The following is a 24,189-nucleotide window of genomic DNA, read 5'->3' as shown; positions in this document are numbered from 1 at the left end:
ATAAAAGCAGAAAAAGTGTATTTCAGTTATTTCGCACATGATCAGAACTTATCGTGAGTCGGGTGTTTGTCAAGAACCGCCGGCGCCGGCCGGAAAAACCAGAACGTCCCCGAAATCGCCGTTTCTGGATTTGACAGAGTGTATCTGACTGATACAACGAAATATAACGGGTTCAGGTGATATTAAAGGAGGAAACAGATGACGAAGCGCAACGATTCGATCCGCTGGTTCGAAACTCTCAACAATAAAGACGTTGCCCTTGTCGGAGGCAAGAACGCCTCCCTGGGCGAAATGATCAGGACGCTCAAGTCCGAGGGGATCTGTGTGCCTGACGGATTTGCGACCACTGCGGATGCCTATCGTCGCTATATCACAGAAAATAATCTGGAGGAAAAGATCCGTCAGCGACTTGAGGAATACCGTAAAGGCGACAAGACGCTGCACAAGACGGGCGATACGATCCGCCGCATGATCAGAAGAGGAAAATGGCCTGATGAGACTGCCATCGCCATACGCGATGCCTACCGGGAACTCTGCCGACGCAGTGGCGAAGAGGAGGTCGATGTGGCGGTTCGCAGTAGCGCGACCGCTGAAGACCTCCCCGATGCCAGCTTTGCCGGGCAGCAGGAAACCTTTCTCAACATCACCGGAGAGGAAGAACTGCTCGACGCCTGCCGCAAATGCTACGCTTCGCTCTTTACCGACCGCGCCATCAGCTACCGTGAAAACAAGGGCTTCGATCACATGCAGGTGGCCTTGTCGGTGGGGGTACAGAAGATGGTGCGCTCGGACAAGGCCGGTGCGGGAGTGATGTTCTCTATCGATACCGATACCGGCTTCCCCGATGTGGTGGTGATCGATGCAGCCTGGGGTCTGGGAGAAAACGTCGTGCAGGGATCGGTGACGCCGGACAATTACACGGTGTTCAAGCCGCTGCTGCAGGACAAGACCCTGAGACCGATTCTGAATAAAACCATCGGCGGAAAAGAGAAGAAGATGGTGTACGCGCGCGGCGCTGGCAACACCACCCGCAATGTCGAGACTTCAGCCAGAGAGAGACATTCCTTTGTGCTCTCCGATGATGAAATCCTGCAGCTTGCGCGCTGGGCGGCGGTCATCGAGCGCCATTACGGCACGCCGATGGATATGGAATGGGCCAAGGACGGCGACAGCGGAGAGCTGTTCATCGTTCAGGCACGCCCTGAAACGGTGCAATCGCGCAAAGAAGCGGGCGTCCTGAAAAGCTATCACCTCAAACAGAAGGGCGAGGTACTGCTCACAGGCATGGCGATCGGTGAGTCGGTCGCAGCGGGCAAAGTGCAGGTGATCAAGAGCGCAAGCGAAATTGAACGCTTCGAGGACGGCAACATCCTGGTCACCGGGATGACCGACCCCGACTGGGTGCCGATCATGAAAAAAGCGGCCGGCATTATCACCGATCATGGCGGCCGCACCTCTCATGCCGCCATCGTCAGCCGCGAGCTGGGGATCGCGGCGGTCATCGGCACTGAGCATGGCACGGGCGAACTCAAGGATGGGCAGGAGGTGACGCTGTCGTGCGCCGAGGGGGATCAGGGCAAGATCTACGAAGGGATTCTCGAGTACGAGGAGACGGAGGTGAACCTCGACGATCTGCCTGAAACCAAAACTCAGATCATGATGAATATTGCAAGCCCTGCAGCGGCATCGCGCTGGTGGCGTCTGCCCTGCCGGGGGATCGGGCTGGCCCGGATGGAATTCATCATCAACAACCAGATCAAGGCTCATCCCATGGCATTGCTGAAATACGATGAGCTGGAAGACAAGGACGCAAAACGACAGATTCGCGAGCTGACCCGTCACTATGACGACAAGAGCGAGTATTTCATCGACCAGCTCGCCCAGGGGATCGCGATGATTGCGGCGAGCCAGTATCCCGATCCGGTCATTGTGCGCATGAGCGACTTCAAGACCAATGAGTACGCCGATCTCATCGGCGGGCGCCAGTTCGAGTTTTCCGAAGAGAACCCGATGCTCGGCTTCCGGGGCGCATCGCGCTACTACAGCGAACATTACCGCGCCGGATTTGCACTCGAATGCGCCGCGATCAGGCGGGTGCGCGAAAAGATCGGCCTTGGCAACGTGGTTGTGATGATTCCCTTCTGCCGCACGCTCAAGGAGGCCGACCGGGTTCTTGAAGTCATGGCCGAAGAGGGGCTGGTGCGCGGGCAGAAGGGGCTCGAGGTTTATGTGATGGTGGAGATCCCCTCCAACGTGGTGCTGGCCGAGCAGTTTGCCGAGCGTTTCGACGGCTTCTCCATCGGTTCCAACGACCTGACCCAGCTCACTCTCGGCGTCGACCGCGACAGCGCGGTGCTCAAGGAGGTGTTCGACGAGCGTGATGAAGCCGTGAAAAAAACCATCGCCCAGGCGATCCGGGCCGCCAACAAGACCGGCACCAAGATCGGCATCTGCGGTCAGGCGCCAAGCGACTACCCCGATTTCGCCGCGTTTCTGGTTGAGGAGGGGATCGATTCAATTTCGCTGAATCCTGACAGCGTGATCGGAGTGATCCGGCGGGTGGCCGAAGTAGAAAAACGGTTGTAATTTCCGCTGACCATTCAGCCCCCCCCAGCGGGGGGGGGTGGGAGGGGGGATAACATGGCTATTTGCCTTGATCAGAATCCTTTCCGGCGCCAATGTGACGTATTGTGGCACTGAAGACGACTATCCTGTGGTTCAGTAAAAGGCAGTGCTGACGCATGAAATTCCCTACGCCGATAAACAGCGCTACTCCGGGGGGACTCTAAAATATTTTGTCGCAAAACAACCCTAGACAACGCTTCGGCTTTTCGCTAAGGTAGCGTGGCATGACTGTGATTTCACCCAGGAGGCTGCGCCATGAGAGACGAGAGGAAGCAACTGGTTCACTGCGGGAGAACCATCGGTCCTGAAGAAGTGGAGGCGATTCAGGAAACGGTTTCGACATGTTCAGGATTGAGCCGATTCGAACTGGCATTTACCATTTGTGAGCACCTGGATTGGCGCACCGCTTCGGGGAGTTTGAAGAGGGATGCCTGCCTGAAGCTACTGGAGAAGCTCGAACAGCAGGGATTGCTGAAGCTTCCGCGGAAGCGGACCATCGCCCCGGGAGCGGGGCTGAAGAAGCAGCCGAAGCCGACGCGCAGAACGGAGGCGACCACGGCGGTAAAAGGCAGCGTCGCAGAGATCGGACCGGTTCGGCTGGCAGGGGCGGACAGCAAGGATGCGGCCGATCTATGGAACGAGTATGTGAGCCGCTATCACTACCTGGGGTACACGCCTCCCATCGGCTGTTTCCAACGCTACTTCATCGAGAGCGAGAGGGGGCTTTTGGGGTGTCTGCTGTTTTGCGGCGCGGCGAAGTCGTTGCAGGAGCGGGATCGCTTTATCGGCTGGAGCAAGGATGAGCGACTGAGGAACCTGGGGTTCGTCATCAACAACAGCCGTTTTCTGGTGTTTCCCTGGGTACAGGTGAAAAACCTGGCAAGCCACACCTTAGGGAAGGCGGCAAGGCGCATCGGGGACGATTGGCACAAACGTTGGGGATATCGGCCGCTGCTGTTGGAAACGTTCGTGGACCCTGAGCTTTATGCAGGGACCTGTTATCTGGCAGCGAACTGGCAGTACCTGGGGATGACGACCGGCCAAGGTCTGGCGCGCAGGGGAAAGAGCTACAGCACGACCCCCAAGAAGATCTTCGTGAAGCCGCTTGCGGGAGATTTCCGCGGCGCGCTTTGCTCGTAGCAGGCAGGGGGTGGCGCCATGGGCAAAGCGAGCCGCCGTGCGAACCGCGAAGAGATCAAGGCGAAGGCAAGGCAGAGAAAACGCGCGCAGAAGGAACTCGGACGCAAGCAGGAAGAAGAGGGGTTGAAGAGGGCCTCCCACGCCACGATCGCCAACCGCAAGAGCGGCTATAAAAGCGTGGAGGAGGAGGGTCTTGCCCGCAACGAGGCGGCCTGGGAGCAGCTCAAGGTGTTTCGCGGCCAGTTGCCGGTGCTTTTGAGGCGATTGTCGGCGATACCGGATCCGAGAACCGCGAAGAAGACCAAGCACAAGCTATCCGTGCTGCTGATGTTGGGAATTCTGTCGTTCGTGCTGCAGATGGCATCCTCGCGGGAGGTGACCAGGGAAATGAGCCGTCCGATGCTCTGGGAGAACCTGAAGGCCCTGTTTCCCGAACTCGAAGAGACCCCCCACCATGACACCCTCAAGAGGGTATTGTCACAAATCGAGGTGGACCAGATCGCGTCGGTACAGCTGGAATTGATCCGGAAGTGGATACGAAACAAGAAGTTTTCCCGATACTTGGTCAATAATTGCTATCCCGTTGCGGTAGACGGTACGCAGAAGATGGCGCGCGGCTGGCTTTGGGACGAAGAATGCCTGCAACGCACGTTCAATAGAGGGCAGAGCGCGGAGCAGACGCAGTACTACGTCTATGTCCTGCAGGCGAATCTCGCCTTTTCCGGCGGGATGAGCATTCCCTTGATGAGCGAGTTCCTGTGCCATACGCAAGGAGATTCGCACAGGAGCAAGCAGGACTGCGAGCTGAAAGCTTTTTATCGATTGGCTGCGAGGCTCAAAGAGGCGTTTCCGGCGCTGCGGATCATGTTGTTGCTGGACGGGCTCTATGCGAACGGGCCAGTCATGGAGCTGTGCCGCCGGAACAAATGGCAGTACATGATCGTGCTGAAGGACGACGCCTTGCCGAGCACGGTGAAGGAATTTCAGGCCCTGGCACGGCTTGAGCCGAAGAACCGGCATTTTCAAACCTGGGGCGGCAGGCAGCAGCGTTTCAGATGGGCAAACAGGATAGAGTACAGCTTCGGGGCGAACGGCAGGAAGCGGGAGATCGTAAACGTCGTCGAATGTCTGGAGAGCTGGCAAGAGATTGGCAACCAGGGGTGCGACGTGGTGGAAAAGACCAGCCGGCACCTCTGGCTATCGAGTGAGCCCCTCGACCGATGGAACCTCCACGAGCGGTGCAATCTGGGCGCACGCTCGCGCTGGGGGGTCGAAACAGGCTTCCTGGTAGAGAAGCACCACGGCTACCAATACGAGCACTGTTTTAGCCATGATTGGAACGCGATGAAGGGTTTCCATTATCTGATGCAATTGGGGCACATGTTCAACATCATGGCGAGGTATTCGGAAAAGATCGCCAGAATCATTCGGGAGACCGGGGTGCGGGGATTGATCCGCTTGGTACGCGAAACGATAGCGAGTCCGTGGCTCAATCAGGCGTGGATCCGCGAGCAGATTGCTGCCCCTTTCCAGTTACGGCTGACATAAAAGAGGGTCAACCACACCTATCGCCGCAGGCGAAGGGGTAGGTACGCCCTGAATCAGGGGAAACAGCACGTGAGAAGCTCCGCCCACCCTGGGGCAGATGTCTCTGGGGTCATTCGGACAGCATTACGCCTCAAATTTCCCGCCGAGGCGTTGAGCACAGGCGCGGGTCATCGCTTCATGCGTCAGCACTGTCCGGGACAGTGCTGACGCATGAAATTCCCTACGCCGATAAACAGCGCTACTCCGGGGGGACTCTAAAATATTTTGTCGCAAAACAACCCTAGACAACGCTTCGGCTTTTCGCTAAGGTAGCGTGGCATGACTGTGATTTCACCCAGGAGGCTGCGCCATGAGAGACGAGAGGAAGCAACTGGTTCACTGCGGGAGAACCATCGGTCCTGAAGAAGTGGAGGCGATTCAGGAAACGGTTTCGACATGTTCAGGATTGAGCCGATTCGAACTGGCATTTACCATTTGTGAGCACCTGGATTGGCGCACCGCTTCGGGGAGTTTGAAGAGGGATGCCTGCCTGAAGCTACTGGAGAAGCTCGAACAGCAGGGATTGCTGAAGCTTCCGCGGAAGCGGACCATCGCCCCGGGAGCGGGGCTGAAGAAGCAGCCGAAGCCGACGCGCAGAACGGAGGCGACCACGGCGGTAAAAGGCAGCGTCGCAGAGATCGGACCGGTTCGGCTGGCAGGGGCGGACAGCAAGGATGCGGCCGATCTATGGAACGAGTATGTGAGCCGCTATCACTACCTGGGGTACACGCCTCCCATCGGCTGTTTCCAACGCTACTTCATCGAGAGCGAGAGGGGGCTTTTGGGGTGTCTGCTGTTTTGCGGCGCGGCGAAGTCGTTGCAGGAGCGGGATCGCTTTATCGGCTGGAGCAAGGATGAGCGACTGAGGAACCTGGGGTTCGTCATCAACAACAGCCGTTTTCTGGTGTTTCCCTGGGTACAGGTGAAAAACCTGGCAAGCCACACCTTAGGGAAGGCGGCAAGGCGCATCGGGGACGATTGGCACAAACGTTGGGGATATCGGCCGCTGCTGTTGGAAACGTTCGTGGACCCTGAGCTTTATGCAGGGACCTGTTATCTGGCAGCGAACTGGCAGTACCTGGGGATGACGACCGGCCAAGGTCTGGCGCGCAGGGGAAAGAGCTACAGCACGACCCCCAAGAAGATCTTCGTGAAGCCGCTTGCGGGAGATTTCCGCGGCGCGCTTTGCTCGTAGCAGGCAGGGGGTGGCGCCATGGGCAAAGCGAGCCGCCGTGCGAACCGCGAAGAGATCAAGGCGAAGGCAAGGCAGAGAAAACGCGCGCAGAAGGAACTCGGACGCAAGCAGGAAGAAGAGGGGTTGAAGAGGGCCTCCCACGCCACGATCGCCAACCGCAAGAGCGGCTATAAAAGCGTGGAGGAGGAGGGTCTTGCCCGCAACGAGGCGGCCTGGGAGCAGCTCAAGGTGTTTCGCGGCCAGTTGCCGGTGCTTTTGAGGCGATTGTCGGCGATACCGGATCCGAGAACCGCGAAGAAGACCAAGCACAAGCTATCCGTGCTGCTGATGTTGGGAATTCTGTCGTTCGTGCTGCAGATGGCATCCTCGCGGGAGGTGACCAGGGAAATGAGCCGTCCGATGCTCTGGGAGAACCTGAAGGCCCTGTTTCCCGAACTCGAAGAGACCCCCCACCATGACACCCTCAAGAGGGTATTGTCACAAATCGAGGTGGACCAGATCGCGTCGGTACAGCTGGAATTGATCCGGAAGTGGATACGAAACAAGAAGTTTTCCCGATACTTGGTCAATAATTGCTATCCCGTTGCGGTAGACGGTACGCAGAAGATGGCGCGCGGCTGGCTTTGGGACGAAGAATGCCTGCAACGCACGTTCAATAGAGGGCAGAGCGCGGAGCAGACGCAGTACTACGTCTATGTCCTGCAGGCGAATCTCGCCTTTTCCGGCGGGATGAGCATTCCCTTGATGAGCGAGTTCCTGTGCCATACGCAAGGAGATTCGCACAGGAGCAAGCAGGACTGCGAGCTGAAAGCTTTTTATCGATTGGCTGCGAGGCTCAAAGAGGCGTTTCCGGCGCTGCGGATCATGTTGTTGCTGGACGGGCTCTATGCGAACGGGCCAGTCATGGAGCTGTGCCGCCGGAACAAATGGCAGTACATGATCGTGCTGAAGGACGACGCCTTGCCGAGCACGGTGAAGGAATTTCAGGCCCTGGCACGGCTTGAGCCGAAGAACCGGCATTTTCAAACCTGGGGCGGCAGGCAGCAGCGTTTCAGATGGGCAAACAGGATAGAGTACAGCTTCGGGGCGAACGGCAGGAAGCGGGAGATCGTAAACGTCGTCGAATGTCTGGAGAGCTGGCAAGAGATTGGCAACCAGGGGTGCGACGTGGTGGAAAAGACCAGCCGGCACCTCTGGCTATCGAGTGAGCCCCTCGACCGATGGAACCTCCACGAGCGGTGCAATCTGGGCGCACGCTCGCGCTGGGGGGTCGAAACAGGCTTCCTGGTAGAGAAGCACCACGGCTACCAATACGAGCACTGTTTTAGCCATGATTGGAACGCGATGAAGGGTTTCCATTATCTGATGCAATTGGGGCACATGTTCAACATCATGGCGAGGTATTCGGAAAAGATCGCCAGAATCATTCGGGAGACCGGGGTGCGGGGATTGATCCGCTTGGTACGCGAAACGATAGCGAGTCCGTGGCTCAATCAGGCGTGGATCCGCGAGCAGATTGCTGCCCCTTTCCAGTTACGGCTGACATAAAAGAGGGTCAACCACACCTATCGCCGCAGGCGAAGGGGTAGGTACGCCCTGAATCAGGGGAAACAGCACGTGAGAAGCTCCGCCCACCCTGGGGCAGATGTCTCTGGGGTCATTCGGACAGCATTACGCCTCAAATTTCCCGCCGAGGCGTTGAGCACAGGCGCGGGTCATCGCTTCATGCGTCAGCACTGTCCGGGACAGTGCTGACGCATGAAATTCCCTACGCCGATAAACAGCGCTACTCCGGGGGGACTCTAAAATATTTTGTCGCAAAACAACCCTAGACAACGCTTCGGCTTTTCGCTAAGGTAGCGTGGCATGACTGTGATTTCACCCAGGAGGCTGCGCCATGAGAGACGAGAGGAAGCAACTGGTTCACTGCGGGAGAACCATCGGTCCTGAAGAAGTGGAGGCGATTCAGGAAACGGTTTCGACATGTTCAGGATTGAGCCGATTCGAACTGGCATTTACCATTTGTGAGCACCTGGATTGGCGCACCGCTTCGGGGAGTTTGAAGAGGGATGCCTGCCTGAAGCTACTGGAGAAGCTCGAACAGCAGGGATTGCTGAAGCTTCCGCGGAAGCGGACCATCGCCCCGGGAGCGGGGCTGAAGAAGCAGCCGAAGCCGACGCGCAGAACGGAGGCGACCACGGCGGTAAAAGGCAGCGTCGCAGAGATCGGACCGGTTCGGCTGGCAGGGGCGGACAGCAAGGATGCGGCCGATCTATGGAACGAGTATGTGAGCCGCTATCACTACCTGGGGTACACGCCTCCCATCGGCTGTTTCCAACGCTACTTCATCGAGAGCGAGAGGGGGCTTTTGGGGTGTCTGCTGTTTTGCGGCGCGGCGAAGTCGTTGCAGGAGCGGGATCGCTTTATCGGCTGGAGCAAGGATGAGCGACTGAGGAACCTGGGGTTCGTCATCAACAACAGCCGTTTTCTGGTGTTTCCCTGGGTACAGGTGAAAAACCTGGCAAGCCACACCTTAGGGAAGGCGGCAAGGCGCATCGGGGACGATTGGCACAAACGTTGGGGATATCGGCCGCTGCTGTTGGAAACGTTCGTGGACCCTGAGCTTTATGCAGGGACCTGTTATCTGGCAGCGAACTGGCAGTACCTGGGGATGACGACCGGCCAAGGTCTGGCGCGCAGGGGAAAGAGCTACAGCACGACCCCCAAGAAGATCTTCGTGAAGCCGCTTGCGGGAGATTTCCGCGGCGCGCTTTGCTCGTAGCAGGCAGGGGGTGGCGCCATGGGCAAAGCGAGCCGCCGTGCGAACCGCGAAGAGATCAAGGCGAAGGCAAGGCAGAGAAAACGCGCGCAGAAGGAACTCGGACGCAAGCAGGAAGAAGAGGGGTTGAAGAGGGCCTCCCACGCCACGATCGCCAACCGCAAGAGCGGCTATAAAAGCGTGGAGGAGGAGGGTCTTGCCCGCAACGAGGCGGCCTGGGAGCAGCTCAAGGTGTTTCGCGGCCAGTTGCCGGTGCTTTTGAGGCGATTGTCGGCGATACCGGATCCGAGAACCGCGAAGAAGACCAAGCACAAGCTATCCGTGCTGCTGATGTTGGGAATTCTGTCGTTCGTGCTGCAGATGGCATCCTCGCGGGAGGTGACCAGGGAAATGAGCCGTCCGATGCTCTGGGAGAACCTGAAGGCCCTGTTTCCCGAACTCGAAGAGACCCCCCACCATGACACCCTCAAGAGGGTATTGTCACAAATCGAGGTGGACCAGATCGCGTCGGTACAGCTGGAATTGATCCGGAAGTGGATACGAAACAAGAAGTTTTCCCGATACTTGGTCAATAATTGCTATCCCGTTGCGGTAGACGGTACGCAGAAGATGGCGCGCGGCTGGCTTTGGGACGAAGAATGCCTGCAACGCACGTTCAATAGAGGGCAGAGCGCGGAGCAGACGCAGTACTACGTCTATGTCCTGCAGGCGAATCTCGCCTTTTCCGGCGGGATGAGCATTCCCTTGATGAGCGAGTTCCTGTGCCATACGCAAGGAGATTCGCACAGGAGCAAGCAGGACTGCGAGCTGAAAGCTTTTTATCGATTGGCTGCGAGGCTCAAAGAGGCGTTTCCGGCGCTGCGGATCATGTTGTTGCTGGACGGGCTCTATGCGAACGGGCCAGTCATGGAGCTGTGCCGCCGGAACAAATGGCAGTACATGATCGTGCTGAAGGACGACGCCTTGCCGAGCACGGTGAAGGAATTTCAGGCCCTGGCACGGCTTGAGCCGAAGAACCGGCATTTTCAAACCTGGGGCGGCAGGCAGCAGCGTTTCAGATGGGCAAACAGGATAGAGTACAGCTTCGGGGCGAACGGCAGGAAGCGGGAGATCGTAAACGTCGTCGAATGTCTGGAGAGCTGGCAAGAGATTGGCAACCAGGGGTGCGACGTGGTGGAAAAGACCAGCCGGCACCTCTGGCTATCGAGTGAGCCCCTCGACCGATGGAACCTCCACGAGCGGTGCAATCTGGGCGCACGCTCGCGCTGGGGGGTCGAAACAGGCTTCCTGGTAGAGAAGCACCACGGCTACCAATACGAGCACTGTTTTAGCCATGATTGGAACGCGATGAAGGGTTTCCATTATCTGATGCAATTGGGGCACATGTTCAACATCATGGCGAGGTATTCGGAAAAGATCGCCAGAATCATTCGGGAGACCGGGGTGCGGGGATTGATCCGCTTGGTACGCGAAACGATAGCGAGTCCGTGGCTCAATCAGGCGTGGATCCGCGAGCAGATTGCTGCCCCTTTCCAGTTACGGCTGACATAAAAGAGGGTCAACCACACCTATCGCCGCAGGCGAAGGGGTAGGTACGCCCTGAATCAGGGGAAACAGCACGTGAGAAGCTCCGCCCACCCTGGGGCAGATGTCTCTGGGGTCATTCGGACAGCATTACGCCTCAAATTTCCCGCCGAGGCGTTGAGCACAGGCGCGGGTCATCGCTTCATGCGTCAGCACTGTGTCCGGGCAGGGCGAATTTGTTCCCTCCCGGGAACACGCTCTAAGCCTTGCCCCAGCATAAAGTTCTGGTCATTTGTTCTCCGATGGGGTATAAAGGGTTCGTCCTTTGCCCTTGGAGACCCTGTCGTGAATCTGAAAGAAATCCATGTACGACCCGTTTCAGCCCTCGAGGAGGACCGATATCGGGAGACAATGCAAGCGCATCATTATCTGGGAGATCTGCCCAAGATCGGCGAAACCCTCTGGTACGTTGCCATATTGCGCCAGCAGTGGGTCGCTTTGCTGAGCTTTTCCGCTGCGGCCTTGAAGTGCGCCGTTCGCGACCAGTGGATTGGCTGGGATCATCGGCGCCAATATGACCGCTTGAAGCTGGTTGCCAACAATAGCCGTTTTCTGATCCTGCCGCAGTGGCATTTGCCCAATCTGGGCTCGCGCGTCTTGGCGCTGTGCGAACAAAGAATCCAGCGCGACTGGCTGGAGCGCTTTGGCCATCCGCTTGTGCTGATGGAGACCTTTGTCGATCCGCAGCGCTATCAAGGCACGGTTTACAAGGCGGCCAATTGGCTATGCCTGGGTCAGACCAAGGGATTTCGCCGAACCCGTCAAGGTTATAGCAACCTCGCACAGTCCCCGAAGATGGTGTTTGTTCGTGCGCTGCAGTCCAATGCCCAATCGCTCTTGTCCCGCCCCCTGCTTGGGGCGCCCTATTGTCCAGGAGACGTGAAAATGTTGTTGACAGCCGATCAAATGCGATCCTTGCCAGAGTTTTTCACCGACATCCCCGACCCGCGCCGCGCCGCAGGGAAACGCCACCGGCTGTCCACCGTTTTGGCCATTGCCGCCGGGGCGACGCTTTGCGGGATGCGCGGGTACAAGGCGATTTCCGATTGGGCCAAAAGTCTTGGCCCCAAGGCGCGCGAGCGCTTCGGATGCCGTAAAAAACAAGGGCAGTACCTTGTCCCGAGCGAATACATCATCCGCGATATCCTCATCAGGGTCGATCCGGATCATCTCGACCGCAGCTTTCAACGTTGGAACGAGGCTTACGCAGGCGCGGATGAAAGCCTCGCCATCGACGGCAAGACCATGTGCAACGCCACCGACGAGCAAGGCCGCAAGACGCATATCATGAGCGCGATCGGCCACGAGACCAAAACCTGCCACACCCAAAAAAAGTCGGCCTCCTGCCGATAGACGATGGCAGCGACGAGGTCAAGCAAACGAACGAAATCAAAATGGCCATCCCCTTGCTCGAGGCGATCAGCATCGAAGGCAAGACCATCAGCGCCGACGCCCTATTGACGCAACGCCGATTGGCCCGCTACCTGGTCGAAGACAGGCAGGCCCATTACCATTTCACCGTCAAAGGCAATCAGCCCCGGCTCCTCGAAGACCTCACCCTGTATTTTCATGGCCGCCAAGAACCTCACGCTGTCACCGTCGACTCCGACCATGGCCGAATCGAGACGCGGAGGATCTGGGTCACCGCCGAGCTCAACGACTATCTCGACTTTCCTCACGTCGGTCAGGCTTTCATGGTCGAACGCGAAAGGGTCAACAAAAAGAGCGGGAAAGTCTCAACCGAAACCGTTTACGGAATCACCAGCCACACACCGCAGCAGGCCGACGCCCAGCGCATCCTCAAGACTAATCGCAACCACTGGTGCATAGAAAACAGCTGCCACTACATCATTGACTGGAATTACGACGAAGACCGAAGCCGGATACGCACCGGCCATGGGCCGGAAAACATCACCCGGCTCCGACGCTTCGCGGTCGGTCTGATTAAATCAAAAAGCGTCGGCAGCGTTGCGCAGAAAATGAGGATGCTCGCCATGAACCCCCGCGCCGTCTTCGACTACCTGCGAATGACCGATAATACAAGAAGCAGGCGCTCGGCTGCTGGATGCAATTAGAACAAATTTGCCTTGTGTGTCCGGGAGACGGTTCTTTACAAAATTCCCGCCATCCTGTATATCCTAGTGGTTTAGTTCAAAAACCCATATCTCTGCAGAGTCATTGAAAACTCCATGAAAAGAAGTCATATCCGCAATTTTTCGATTATCGCCCATATCGATCACGGCAAGTCCACCCTGGCAGACCGACTGCTGGAAGAAACCGGCACGCTGACCTCACGGGAAAAAACCGATCAGTTTCTGGACAAGATGGAGCTTGAACGCGAGCGGGGGATTACCATCAAGGCCCAGGCCGTGCGTCTGGTCTACAAGGCTGATGACGGCAAGGAGTATCTGCTTAACCTTATCGACACGCCCGGCCATGTTGATTTCTCCTACGAGGTGAGCCGTTCTCTCAAAGCTTGTGAAGGGGCATTGCTGGTCGTGGATGCCTCACAGGGGGTGGAAGCCCAGACCCTGGCCAACGTATATATGGCGATTGATCAGGATCTCGAGGTCTTCCCGGTTCTCAATAAAATCGATCTGCCCGCTGCCGATCCCAAGAGCGTTAAGGAAGAAATTGAGGAGATTATCGGGCTGGATGCCGCCGATGCGGTGGAAGCCAGCGCCAAGGACGGCATCGGGATTCACGAAATCCTTGAAAATATCGTCGCCAAGGTTCCACCGCCCGAAGGAGATCCGGAGGCGCCGTTGAAGGCGCTGATCTTCGACAGCTGGTACGATACTTACCAGGGGGTTATTACCCTGGTGCGCATCATTGATGGAACGTTGAAAAAAGGCGACCGCATCCGGTTGATGCAGGCCGGCAAAAATTACGAGGTGACCCAGGTCGGGGTTTTCGCCCCGCATCCGCTCGCTGTGCCCACATTGAGTGCCGGGGAGGTCGGGTTTGTGATCGCCAGCATCAAGGTGGTGCACGACGCCAAGGTCGGTGACACCATGACGCATGTCGACCGGCCCACCGACAAGGCGCTGCCCGGCTTTCAGGTGGTCAAGCCGATGGTGTTCTCCGGGCTTTATCCCATCGACAGTGGCGACTACGACACCCTGCGCGATGCCCTTGAAAAGCTGCGGCTTAACGATTCCTCCTTCTCTTTCGAGCCGGAAAACTCGATGGCGCTAGGGTTTGGTTTCCGTTGCGGCTTCCTGGGGCTGCTGCACATGGAGATCATTCAGGAGCGCCTTGAACGGGAGTTCGGGGTCGATCTTATTACAACCGCGCCGACCGTTGTCTACAATGTGAAGACGGTCAAGGGTGAGACCATCAAGGTTGAAAGCGCCAATATGCTGCCCGAGCTGCAGTATATCGAAAAGATGGAAGAGCCTTTTATCCTCGCTTCGATTCATGTGCCCAACGAATATGTCGGACAGGTTCTGGCCCTTTGTGAAGAAAAGCGCGGCATTCAGCGCGAGATCAAATACCTGACGGCCAACCGCGTGATGGTGGTGTACGAACTTCCTCTCAACGAAATCGTTCTCGACTTCTATGATCGACTCAAGACCCTGACCCGCGGCTATGCCTCGTTCGATTACGAGCCGCTTGATTACAGGGAAAGTGACCTTGTGCGGCTTAACATTCTGGTCAACGGCGAGACGGTGGATGCCCTCTCGTTGATCGTTCATCGCGACAAGGCCTATTATCGGGGCAAGGAACTGGTCAGCAAGATGAAGGAGTTCATTCCCCGTCAGCAATTCGAAGTGGCGCTGCAGGCTGCGATCGGCAACAAGGTGGTCGCCCGCGAAACGGTTAAGGCATTGCGTAAAGACGTTACGGCTAAATGCTACGGTGGTGATATTTCGCGAAAGCGCAAACTTCTCGAGAAGCAGAAGGAAGGTAAAAAGCGCATGAAACAGGTCGGCAATGTAGAGTTGCCGCAGGAGGCCTTCATGGCCATACTCAAAGTGAAAGAATGATCGATGTCCGATATTTCCCCAACCCCGACGCCTGAGAGTCCGTCCCCCAAATCGATCAAACGCCCCTGGTATCGCGAATACGGCGAAGCCTTATTCGTTGCGCTGATCCTGGCGTTGATCATCCGCACTTTCGTGGTGCAGGCATTCAAAATCCCGTCCGGATCGATGGAAGACACGCTTCTGATCGGCGATCACCTGCTGGTCAACAAGTTTCTCTATGGGACCGAGATCCCTTTTACCGACATCTCCTTTCTGCCGATTCGAGATCCCAAACGTAATGACGTAATAGTTTTTGAATTTCCCGGCGACAAGGATAAATCATTTTTTCAACGCAAGGATTTTATCAAGCGGATCATAGGCCTGCCGGGCGATAAGATCGAAGTCCGTTCGAAAAAGGTGTATGTCAACGGTGAGCACTATCAAATTTCCGAAGAAATTCATAAAGACCCGAACCTATTGCCGGAGAAAGCCTCTCCACGGGACTTTTTCGGACCGGTGCGAGTTCCGCAAGGGCATTATTTCGTCATGGGGGACAACCGGGATCATTCCTTTGACAGTCGCTTCTGGGGGTATGTCCCGCAGGAGAACATCAAAGGCCTGGCTTTCATCAAATACTGGTCCTGGGACAGTGAAAACAACTGGCCTCGATTCAACCGCATAGGTCGCCCGATACACTGACCTTATATGCAGCGGGGGAAATTGCACAGATTATCTTGACGACCATCTTCAGGGCTGATATAGTCCGAAAAATTTAACTCACCGACTTTTTGTCTCCTTTTAAGTTAATCCGAGAGGTTAGCAAGGGATGACCCACCATGATCAATCAAAAAAATCAATCCACGTGCATCAAAGTACCTTCGCGTCCAGTACGCCAAGGTACTTTTTTTATGTCCGATGTATAATTCAGGTTTGTCCTTGATCAGTCCAACAACCAGCTAGACGGGGGAGTTATGGCACAGAACACCACAGTTATTCTTGATCAGGCCGGCATCAATCGCGCCCTGACTCGCATCGCTCATGAAATCCTGGAGCGCAACAAAGGCGTGCGGGATGTTGTCCTGGTGGGAATTCGCACCGGGGGCGACGACCTTGCTGCGGTGCTGCGCGAGCGCATCGCCGATATCGAAGGGGAGAAAATTCCTCTGGGCATTCTTGATATTACTCTGTATCGAGACGACCTTTCGGCGCGATCGGACCGTGTGGTCGGCAAGACGAAAATCCCGTTCCCTCTTGATGATAAGCATGTCGTTCTGATCGACGACGTTCTGTATACCGGACGCACCATCCGTGCCGCCATGGATTCGTTGATGGATCTCGGGCGTCCAAGCTCCATACAGCTTGCGGTTCTGGTGGATCGGGGGCATCGTGAGCTGCCTATTCGCCCTGATTTTGTAGGGCGCAATGTCCCGACTTCCCGGGAGGAAGACATCCGGGTTCATTTCGATGAAGACAACCGGCCTGTCGAGGTCATTCTGGCGAAAAAATAACTATCTTCGACGGGGCGGGAACAGAGAGCAACCGCCCTCGACCTCTCGAATGGAGGGTTTCATGGCATTTCGGCACAAACATATTCTTGGAATCGAGCAGCTGAGCAAAGAGGACATCGGCTTTATTCTTGATACGGCGGACAGCTTCAAGGAGATCAATACCCGCGACATCAAGAAAGTTCCGACACTGCGCGGAAAAACGATTATCAACCTGTTTTTCGAAGCCAGCACGCGCACCCGGACCTCTTTTGAGATTGCGGGTAAGCGCCTTTCCGCCGATACCATCAACATCACGGCTTCAAGTTCTTCGGTGGTCAAGGGGGAAACTCTCGAAGATACCGCGCGCAATATCGAGGCGATGCATCCCGACATTATCGTCATGCGCCACAGTGCCTCGGGCGCTCCCCATTACCTAGCGGATAGACTTGACTGCTCCATAATCAACGCCGGAGACGGTGCGCATGAGCATCCGACCCAGGCATTGCTCGACATGCTCACCATACGCCAGCACAAAGGGAGCCTTGAAGGGCTCAAGGTGGCCATCATCGGCGACATTACCCACAGCCGCGTGGCACGCTCAGATATCTACGGTCTGACCCGCATGGGCGCTGAGGTTCGCCTGGCCGGCCCCGGCACCATGATTCCTCCCGGGATCGAGCGCCTGGGGGCTAAGGTCTATGCCGATATGCGTGAAGCCATCAAGGGTGCTGACGTTGTCATGATGCTGCGCATTCAGCTTGAGCGGCAGGGGAAAACGCTTCTTCCGACTCTACGCGAGTACGCCAAGTTTTACGGTCTCAACCCGCGGAATCTGACTCTGGCCGCACCTGACGCTCTGGTGATGCACCCCGGCCCGGTCAATCGCGGTGTGGAGCTTTCGAGCTATGTCGCAGACGGTGGGCAGAGCGTCATTCTCGATCAGGTGGAAAACGGAGTGGCCGTTCGCATGGCGGCTCTCTACCTGGTTCTGGGCGGCGAGCAGGGCGACAACGCATAAGTCGATTTCTGAGGAGATAAAAATACCATGAAGATACTGATTAAAGGTGGAAGAGTTTTGGATCCGGCGCACAATATCGATGACAGCCTCGATCTGTTGATTGAGGACGGCACGATCAGTCGAATCGACAAGAACATCCAGGAACAGGGCGTTGACGAAATGATCGAAGCCAAAGGTCAATTGGTGACTCCGGGGCTGATCGACATCCACGTCCACCTGCGTGATCCCGGCTTTGAGTACAAAGAGGATATCGCCAGCGGAACACGGGCTGCTGTGGCGGGGGGATTCACGGCGGTTGCCTGCATGCCCAACACCAAGCCGGTTAATGACAATCACACGGTTACAACCTATATCAAAACCCGTGCGGTGGAGCAGGGTGTCTGCCGAGTCTACCCGGTCGGCGCCATCACCAAAGGATCCAAGGGCGAATCCCTGACGGAGATGGGCGATATGCGCGATGCGGGGTGCGTGGCTTTCTCCGACGATGGGCACCCTGTCGGCAGCGGCGAGCTGATGCGGCGAGCGCTGGAATATGCCAAACCGTTCAATCTGCCGATCATCTCCCACTCGGAAGATCTCGACCTGGTGGGGCAGGGGGTCATGAATGAAGGTTTTGTCGCGACGGAGCTTGGACTCAAGGGGATTCCCTGGGTGGCTGAAGCGGCGGCCGTGGCCCGCGAAGTGATGCTGGCCGAATTCACCGGCGCGCATCTGCATGTGGCTCATGTTTCGACCCGGGCGGCGATTGATATCGTGCGTCAGGCGAAAAAGCGCGGCGTGCGGGTGACCTGCGAGGCGACGCCGCATCATTTCACGCTGACCGAGGAAGCGGTGCGCGGTTACGACACCAACGCAAAGATGAATCCGCCGCTGCGCGATGCGGATGATCTGGAGGCGGTGCGTGAGGGGCTGGCCGATGGAACCATCGACACCATTGCGACAGATCATGCTCCCCATCATATCGATGAAAAAAATGTTGAATTCAACATCGCGCTCTACGGTGTCGTCGGGCTTGAAACGGCCCTGCCTTTGACTCTGCGCCTGGTGGAGGATGGGGTGCTTTCCCTTAGGGATGCCATCGCCAAGTTGACCATCAATCCTGCGCGGGCCTTGAATCTTCCGGGGGGCACCCTGGAGGCTGGACGACCGGCCGACGTGACTGTGATTGATCTCAACCACAGCTGGACGGTTTCCGCAGCAAACCTCGTGTCCAAGAGCAAGAACACGCCTTTTGACGGGTGGAAGCTCAAGGGGATTGCGACACATACCATTGTTGACGGAAAGATCGCTTATCGCAAAGGTTGATTATTGTTAACAGACGCCTGGTGCCGCCGAAGGGGCGGAAGGTTCATGCCAAGGGACGCATGAACCCATCCTTGGGGCTTGATTGTCGCCATCCCTGGCGACAAACACCCTTGGCACAAACCTTCCGCCCCTTCGGCTATCTGTGAACTCTTATTATCAAACAACATGTTAAATGGGTTTTTCTCGAAACGACTTGAAGGAGCATAGCAGCTTATGAAAGCCATTCTGGCGCTGGCCGACGGCCGGGTGTTCCATGGCACCGCGCTTGGCGCGACGGGAGAGATGACCGGCGAGGTCGTTTTCAATACCAGTATGACGGGGTATCAGGAGATCCTGACCGACCCGTCCTACTGCGGGGAGATCGTCACCATGACGTATCCCCAGATCGGAAATTACGGCATCAATCTCGAGGACGTTGAATCCCGACAGCCGTTTCTGTCCGGTTTTGTCGTCAAAGAGGCATGTGATTTCCCCAGCAACTGGCGCTCCACCATGAGTCTCGATGCCTATCTCAAGGAAAACGGCATCGTCGGCATCCAGGGGATCGATACACGCGCTCTTGTGCGCCATATCCGCGACCAGGGGGCGCAGAACGGGATTATCAGCTCTCTCGATCTCGACCCTGAAAGCGTCGTCGCCAAAGCACGTAAGGCGCCGCCGCTGGTGGGACGCGACCTGGTCAAGGAGGTGACCTGCGACAAACCCTACCATTGGGATGAAGGTCCATGGAAGCTGGGAGAGGGGTACGTGAAGAATGACAAGCCTTCTCGATTCCGTGTAGTGGCCTATGATTTTGGAATCAAGCGCAACATTCTGCGCAACCTGGTCGCAGCCGGCTGCGATGTCACGGTTGTTCCGGCCACCACGCCTGCCAAGGATGTGCTGGCGATGAACCCTGACGGGGTCTTTCTCAGCAACGGGCCGGGCGACCCTGAACCGATTGTGTATGCCCAGGAAAACATCCGTGAGCTGCTCGGAAAAGTTCCCTTGTTCGGTATCTGTCTCGGCCACCAGCTGCTGGCGTTGGCGTTGGGCGGAAAAACGTTCAAGCTCAAGTTCGGTCATCGTGGCGGCAATCAGCCGGTCCAACGCAGCGACGATCGGCGGGTGGAAATCACCGCGCAGAATCACGGGTTTGCCGTCGATGCCGACTCTTTCAGCGATGACGCCATCCAGACTCATACCAATCTCAATGACAACACGGTGGAGGGTTTGGCCTGTCGTGACATCCCGGCGTTCTCGGTGCAGTATCATCCGGAAGCGTCCCCCGGTCCCCACGATGCGGCTTATCTTTTCGAGCGGTTTATCGCCATGATGGAAAAAGAGAAAAAACATGCCTAAACGTACTGATATCAAAAAGATTCTGATTATCGGCGCCGGACCCATCGTCATCGGTCAGGCGTGCGAGTTCGACTACTCCGGTACCCAGGCCTGCAAGGCGCTGAAAGAAGAGGGGTTCGAGGTCGTGCTGCTCAATTCCAACCCGGCTACAATCATGACCGACCCAGATTTTGCCGACCGCACCTATGTTGAGCCGGTAAATCCGGAAACGCTTGCCAAGATTATTGAAAAAGAGCGCCCGGACGCGGTTCTGCCCACCCTTGGCGGGCAGACCGCCTTGAATACTGCAGTGGCGGTGGCGCGCAGCGGCGTCCTTGAAAAGTTCGGGGTGGAGCTGATCGGCGCGCGCCTACCGGCCATTGAGATGGCCGAAGATCGCACCCTGTTCAAGGCGGCGATGGAGCGCATCAACATCGGTCTGCCTCGTTCCGCGTTTGCGCACAATTATCAGGAGGCAATGGATGTGATCGACGGAATCGGTTTTCCGGCTATCATAAGACCTTCCTATACTCTGGGCGGAAGCGGCGGCGGCATCGCCTACAACCGTGAGGAGTATGAAGAAATGGCTATGGCGGGGATCGATGCTTCGCCGACCAATGAAATTCTGATCGAAGAATCGGTTCTTGGCTGGAAGGAATTCGAGCTTGAAGTCATGCGCGATACGGCGGATAACGTCGTCATCATCTGCTCCATCGAGAATTTCGATCCGATGGGGGTCCACACCGGCGACTCGATCACCGTTGCGCCGGCACAGACATTGACGGACAAGGAATATCAGTTACTGCGCAATGCTTCGATCCGCATCATCCGCGAAATCGGCGTGGATACCGGCGGCTCCAATATCCAGTTCGGCATCAACCCGCAGGACGGCCGCATGGTGGTCATCGAGATGAACCCGCGTGTTTCGCGCTCGTCTGCGCTTGCGTCCAAGGCGACCGGTTTCCCCATCGCCAAAATCGCGGCCAAGCTGGCCGTAGGTTACACCCTTGATGAAATTCCCAACGACATCACGCGGGAAACTTTTGCGTCCTTTGAGCCCACCATCGACTATGTGGTCACTAAAATCCCGCGCTTTACCTTTGAGAAGTTTCCCCAGGCTGATGCGACCCTGACCACCCAGATGAAATCGGTGGGGGAGGTCATGTCAATCGGGCGGACATTCAAGGAGAGCCTGCAGAAGGGGCTGCGCTCGCTCGAAATCGGTTCGTCCGGATTCGAAAGCCGGTTTTTCCAGGGGCCGGAAGATGAGCGGCGCGCGCTGACCGAATCGGAACTTGACCTGCTGCGACAGAAGCTGCGCACCCCCAACTGGGAGCGCATGTGGTACCTGGGCGATGCCCTGCGTGCCGGTTTTTCTGTTGAAGAGATTCATGATTTGACATGGATCGACCCCTGGTTTCTGCGCAATATCGAGCAGATCATCCGTTTTGAATCGACACTCTGGGAAAACCGCCATCTGGTGGCCCGCGGCGGAGACGACCTGGGTTCGATGCTGCTCCAGGCCAAGCAATACGGTTTTTCCGACCAGAGGCTGGCGCTCCTGTGGGGCGTCACTGATGGAGATATCAGGCAACTGCGTCACAAGTATCATGTACGGCCGGTCTACAAGCGGGTCGATACCTGCGGTGCCGAGTTTGAAGCCTACACACCCTACCTGTACTCCACCTATGAGCAGGAGTGCGAAGCCGCCCCCACCGACCGGCGCAAGATCATGATCCTTGGCGGCGGTCCGAACCGCATCGGCCAGGGCATCGAGTTCGATTACTGCTGCGTCCACGGTGTGTTCGCCGCGGCCATGGATGATTTCGAAACGATCATGGTGAATTGCAACCCGGAAACGGTTTCAACCGACTACGACACGGCCGACCGTCTGTATTTTGAGCCGCTGACGCTTGAAGATGTCCTTGAAATCGTCGAAAAGGAAAAGCCCGAAGGCGTCATCGTGCAGTTCGGCGGCCAGACGCCTCTGAAGCTGGCAGTGGCGTTGGAAAAGGCCGGGGTTCCCATTATCGGCACCACTCCCGATGCCATCGACCGTGCCGAGGACCGCGAGCGCTTTCAGGCACTGCTGCACAAGCTCGACCTCAAGCAGCCTGCCAACGGCCTGGCCCGGTCATTCGAAGAAGCCGAAAAGGTTGCGGAACGGATCGGATACCCCGTCGTCGTGCGCCCCTCCTACGTGCTGGGCGGTCGGGCCATGGAAATCGTCTATGATGTGAATCAGCTGCGCAATTATATGAAGTTTGCGGTTGAGGCCTCGCCGGAGCACCCCATCCTGGTCGACAAGTTTCTCGAGGATGCCATCGAGGTCGACGTCGATGCCCTGTGCGACGGTCAGGAGGTGGTCATTGGCGGAATCATGGAGCATATCGAGGAAGCAGGCATCCATTCCGGCGATTCAGCCTGCGCTCTGCCGCCGTATTCTCTCAACGAAGAACTGGTTGAAGAGATCAAGCGCCAGACGGTGGCCCTTGCCCTTGAATTGAACGTCGTCGGGCTGATGAATATTCAGTTCGCCGTGCAGCAGGGCACCATCTACCTGATCGAAGTCAACCCGCGCGCCAGCCGCACCGTGCCGTTCGTCTCCAAAGCGACCGGTCGCCCCCTGGCCCAGATCGCCGCTCGCCTGATGGCTGGCAAGAATTTGAAAGAACTCAACGTCAGCGGATATGCCGTTCCACCTCATGTCTCGGTCAAGGAAGCGGTCTTCCCCTTTGTCAAATTCCCGGGGGTGGACACTCTTCTCGGTCCGGAGATGAAATCGACCGGCGAGGTTATGGGGATTGATGTGGACTTCGGACACGCCTTTGCCAAGGCCCAGTTGGGTGCCAACGTCAAACTGCCGACCCAGGGAACGGTCTTCCTCAGCGTGAAGGACTCGGATAAAAAAAACCTGCTTGAACCGGCCCGGAAAATAGCTAAAGCCGGTTTCAGAATCGTCGCGACACGCGGCACGGCTGCCTTTCTACGAGAAAAGGGCGTTCCCTGCGAGGATATCAATAAGGTCAAAGAGGGCCGGCCGCACATTGTCGATGCGATCAAGAGCCATGAAATCGATATGGTTTTCAACACCACTTTCGGTGCCCAGTCGGTGGCGGACTCCTATTCCATCCGGCGCAGCGCCCTGATGTACAACGTGGCTTATTACACCACAATGGCCGGAATCAGGGCGGCGGTCGATGGAATTGTCGCAATGCAGCGAGAAAGTCTTGACGTCAAACCGCTCCAAGAGTATTATTTTGACCAATGAGCAACCGATAAGGCCCTCGGGTCAGAATAATCGTTAACTTTACGGGCGGGTAATCCCCGCCCTTATTAATTTTTATCATCGAGCGAGGAATTTCAGTACCATGAGCCAGACCATCCCCATGACGCGTGAAGGCCAGATTCGTCTAAAAGAGGAGCTTAAGAACCTCATTCGCGTGGAGCGCCCCAAAGTCGTTCAGGATATCGCTGAAGCTCGCAGCCATGGCGACCTTTCCGAAAATGCGGAGTACGATGCCGCAAAAGAACGCCAGGCGTGGGTTGAAGGACGTATTCAGGAGATCAACGATAAACTGGCCCGTGCCCAGGTGATTGATCCCGCAGAGCTTGATACCGACAAAGTGGTTTTTGGTGCAAAAGTCACCTTGTTCGATGTCGATTCCGGCAATGAAGTCACCTATATGATCGTAGGCGAGGATGAAGCGGATCTGAAGTTCGGCAAGATCTCGATCAATTCTCCCGTGGCCAAGGCGCTTATCGGCCACCGACTCGATGAAGAAGTCACCATCAAGATTCCTTCGGGGCTTAAGACCTACGAAATCATCGATATCAAATATGAATAGGTTGCGTCTCCCGGCTGAATAAAATACGATACGAAGGCCCGTTCTGCGGGCCTTTTTGCGTAGGGTATCAGGAGCAGCAGTTTCACATCTACAGAGGAACACATAGATATGTCACCCAGAATCAACGAAGAGATGACCTTCCAGGAAATCCTTAAAATGGACCCGGCCGTGGCCAAGGTTCTCGCCAGATACAACATGGGCTGTGCCGGCTGCGGCGGCGCCCGTCATGAACGTCTCCGACAAGGGGCCCTGGCACATGGCGTGGACATCAAGGAATTGCAGCGGGACCTCAACGCGATTTTCGAGCCCCAGAAATAACCCTCTGATCAAGGG

18 protein-coding genes are annotated in these 24,189 nt (G+C 56.7%); all 18 read left to right on the top strand.

The window, feature by feature from the left end:
* Positions 1–198: 198 nt before the first annotated feature.
* Positions 199–2,586, top strand: a complete 2,388-nt coding sequence (ppsA, locus tag GSUB_RS09240) for a phosphoenolpyruvate synthase (protein WP_040200412.1) — start codon at positions 199–201, stop codon at positions 2,584–2,586.
* 294 nt (positions 2,587–2,880) lie between these two features.
* Positions 2,881–3,765 carry a Druantia anti-phage system protein DruA gene (locus GSUB_RS09235; RefSeq protein WP_052464357.1) on the top strand — a complete coding sequence of 295 codons (885 nt, stop codon included), beginning with the start codon at positions 2,881–2,883 and terminating at the stop codon, positions 3,763–3,765.
* 18 nt (positions 3,766–3,783) lie between these two features.
* Positions 3,784–5,313, top strand: coding sequence for a transposase family protein (locus GSUB_RS09230; RefSeq protein WP_052464355.1), 1,530 nt, complete (start codon positions 3,784–3,786; stop codon positions 5,311–5,313).
* 349 nt (positions 5,314–5,662) lie between these two features.
* Complete coding sequence (locus GSUB_RS09225; protein WP_052464357.1) at positions 5,663–6,547, top strand: Druantia anti-phage system protein DruA; 885 nt, start codon at positions 5,663–5,665, stop codon at positions 6,545–6,547.
* Positions 6,548–6,565: 18 nt separating this feature from the next.
* A complete protein-coding gene (locus GSUB_RS09220; protein WP_052464355.1) occupies positions 6,566–8,095 on the top strand; it encodes a transposase family protein in 1,530 nt (509 codons plus the stop codon).
* A gap of 349 nt (positions 8,096–8,444) precedes the next feature.
* Positions 8,445–9,329 (top strand): Druantia anti-phage system protein DruA, encoded by an 885-nt coding sequence (locus tag GSUB_RS09215; RefSeq protein ID WP_052464357.1) that lies wholly within the window; start codon positions 8,445–8,447, stop codon positions 9,327–9,329.
* A gap of 18 nt (positions 9,330–9,347) precedes the next feature.
* Positions 9,348–10,877, top strand: a complete 1,530-nt coding sequence (locus GSUB_RS09210) for a transposase family protein (RefSeq protein ID WP_052464355.1) — start codon at positions 9,348–9,350, stop codon at positions 10,875–10,877.
* A 384-nt stretch (positions 10,878–11,261) separates the two neighbouring features.
* Positions 11,262–12,263: a Druantia anti-phage system protein DruA gene (locus GSUB_RS18055; RefSeq protein ID WP_052464505.1), complete on the top strand. Its 1,002-nt coding sequence runs from the start codon at positions 11,262–11,264 to the stop codon at positions 12,261–12,263.
* Positions 12,264–12,304: 41 nt separating this feature from the next.
* A complete protein-coding gene (locus tag GSUB_RS09200) occupies positions 12,305–12,985 on the top strand; it encodes an ISAs1 family transposase (protein WP_040199265.1) in 681 nt (226 codons plus the stop codon).
* A gap of 114 nt (positions 12,986–13,099) precedes the next feature.
* A complete protein-coding gene (lepA, locus tag GSUB_RS09195; protein ID WP_040200410.1) occupies positions 13,100–14,899 on the top strand; it encodes a translation elongation factor 4 in 1,800 nt (599 codons plus the stop codon).
* Between the two features lie 3 nt (positions 14,900–14,902).
* On the top strand, positions 14,903–15,577 hold the full coding sequence (lepB, locus tag GSUB_RS09190) for a signal peptidase I (protein WP_040200409.1): 675 nt from the start codon (positions 14,903–14,905) through the stop codon (positions 15,575–15,577).
* A 272-nt stretch (positions 15,578–15,849) separates the two neighbouring features.
* Positions 15,850–16,386, top strand: coding sequence for a bifunctional pyr operon transcriptional regulator/uracil phosphoribosyltransferase PyrR (pyrR, locus tag GSUB_RS09185; protein WP_040200408.1), 537 nt, complete (start codon positions 15,850–15,852; stop codon positions 16,384–16,386).
* Between the two features lie 61 nt (positions 16,387–16,447).
* Entirely contained in the window at positions 16,448–17,383 is a 936-nt protein-coding gene (locus GSUB_RS09180; protein WP_040200407.1) for an aspartate carbamoyltransferase catalytic subunit, read from the top strand.
* Between the two features lie 27 nt (positions 17,384–17,410).
* A complete protein-coding gene (locus GSUB_RS09175) occupies positions 17,411–18,688 on the top strand; it encodes a dihydroorotase (RefSeq protein WP_040200406.1) in 1,278 nt (425 codons plus the stop codon).
* A gap of 213 nt (positions 18,689–18,901) precedes the next feature.
* The gene (gene carA / locus GSUB_RS09170) at positions 18,902–20,029 is read left to right on the top strand and encodes a glutamine-hydrolyzing carbamoyl-phosphate synthase small subunit (RefSeq protein WP_040200405.1); all 1,128 of its coding nucleotides are present in this window, start codon (positions 18,902–18,904) and stop codon (positions 20,027–20,029) included.
* Positions 20,022–23,279: a carbamoyl-phosphate synthase large subunit gene (gene carB, locus GSUB_RS09165; RefSeq protein ID WP_040200404.1), complete on the top strand. Its 3,258-nt coding sequence runs from the start codon at positions 20,022–20,024 to the stop codon at positions 23,277–23,279. The genes carA and carB overlap by 8 nt, the downstream gene beginning before the upstream one ends.
* Positions 23,280–23,379: 100 nt before the next feature.
* Positions 23,380–23,856 (top strand): transcription elongation factor GreA, encoded by a 477-nt coding sequence (gene greA, locus GSUB_RS09160; protein ID WP_040200402.1) that lies wholly within the window; start codon positions 23,380–23,382, stop codon positions 23,854–23,856.
* 108 nt (positions 23,857–23,964) lie between these two features.
* Positions 23,965–24,174, top strand: coding sequence for a DUF1858 domain-containing protein (locus GSUB_RS09155; protein WP_040200401.1), 210 nt, complete (start codon positions 23,965–23,967; stop codon positions 24,172–24,174).
* Positions 24,175–24,189: the final 15 nt, after the last annotated feature.

Source organism: Geoalkalibacter subterraneus, from assembly GCF_000827125.1.
Lineage (GTDB): Bacteria > Desulfobacterota > Desulfuromonadia > Desulfuromonadales > Geoalkalibacteraceae > Geoalkalibacter_A > Geoalkalibacter_A subterraneus.
The sequence above is the reverse complement of the archived record's forward strand: the minus strand, read 5'-3'. Positions and strand labels throughout refer to the sequence as shown.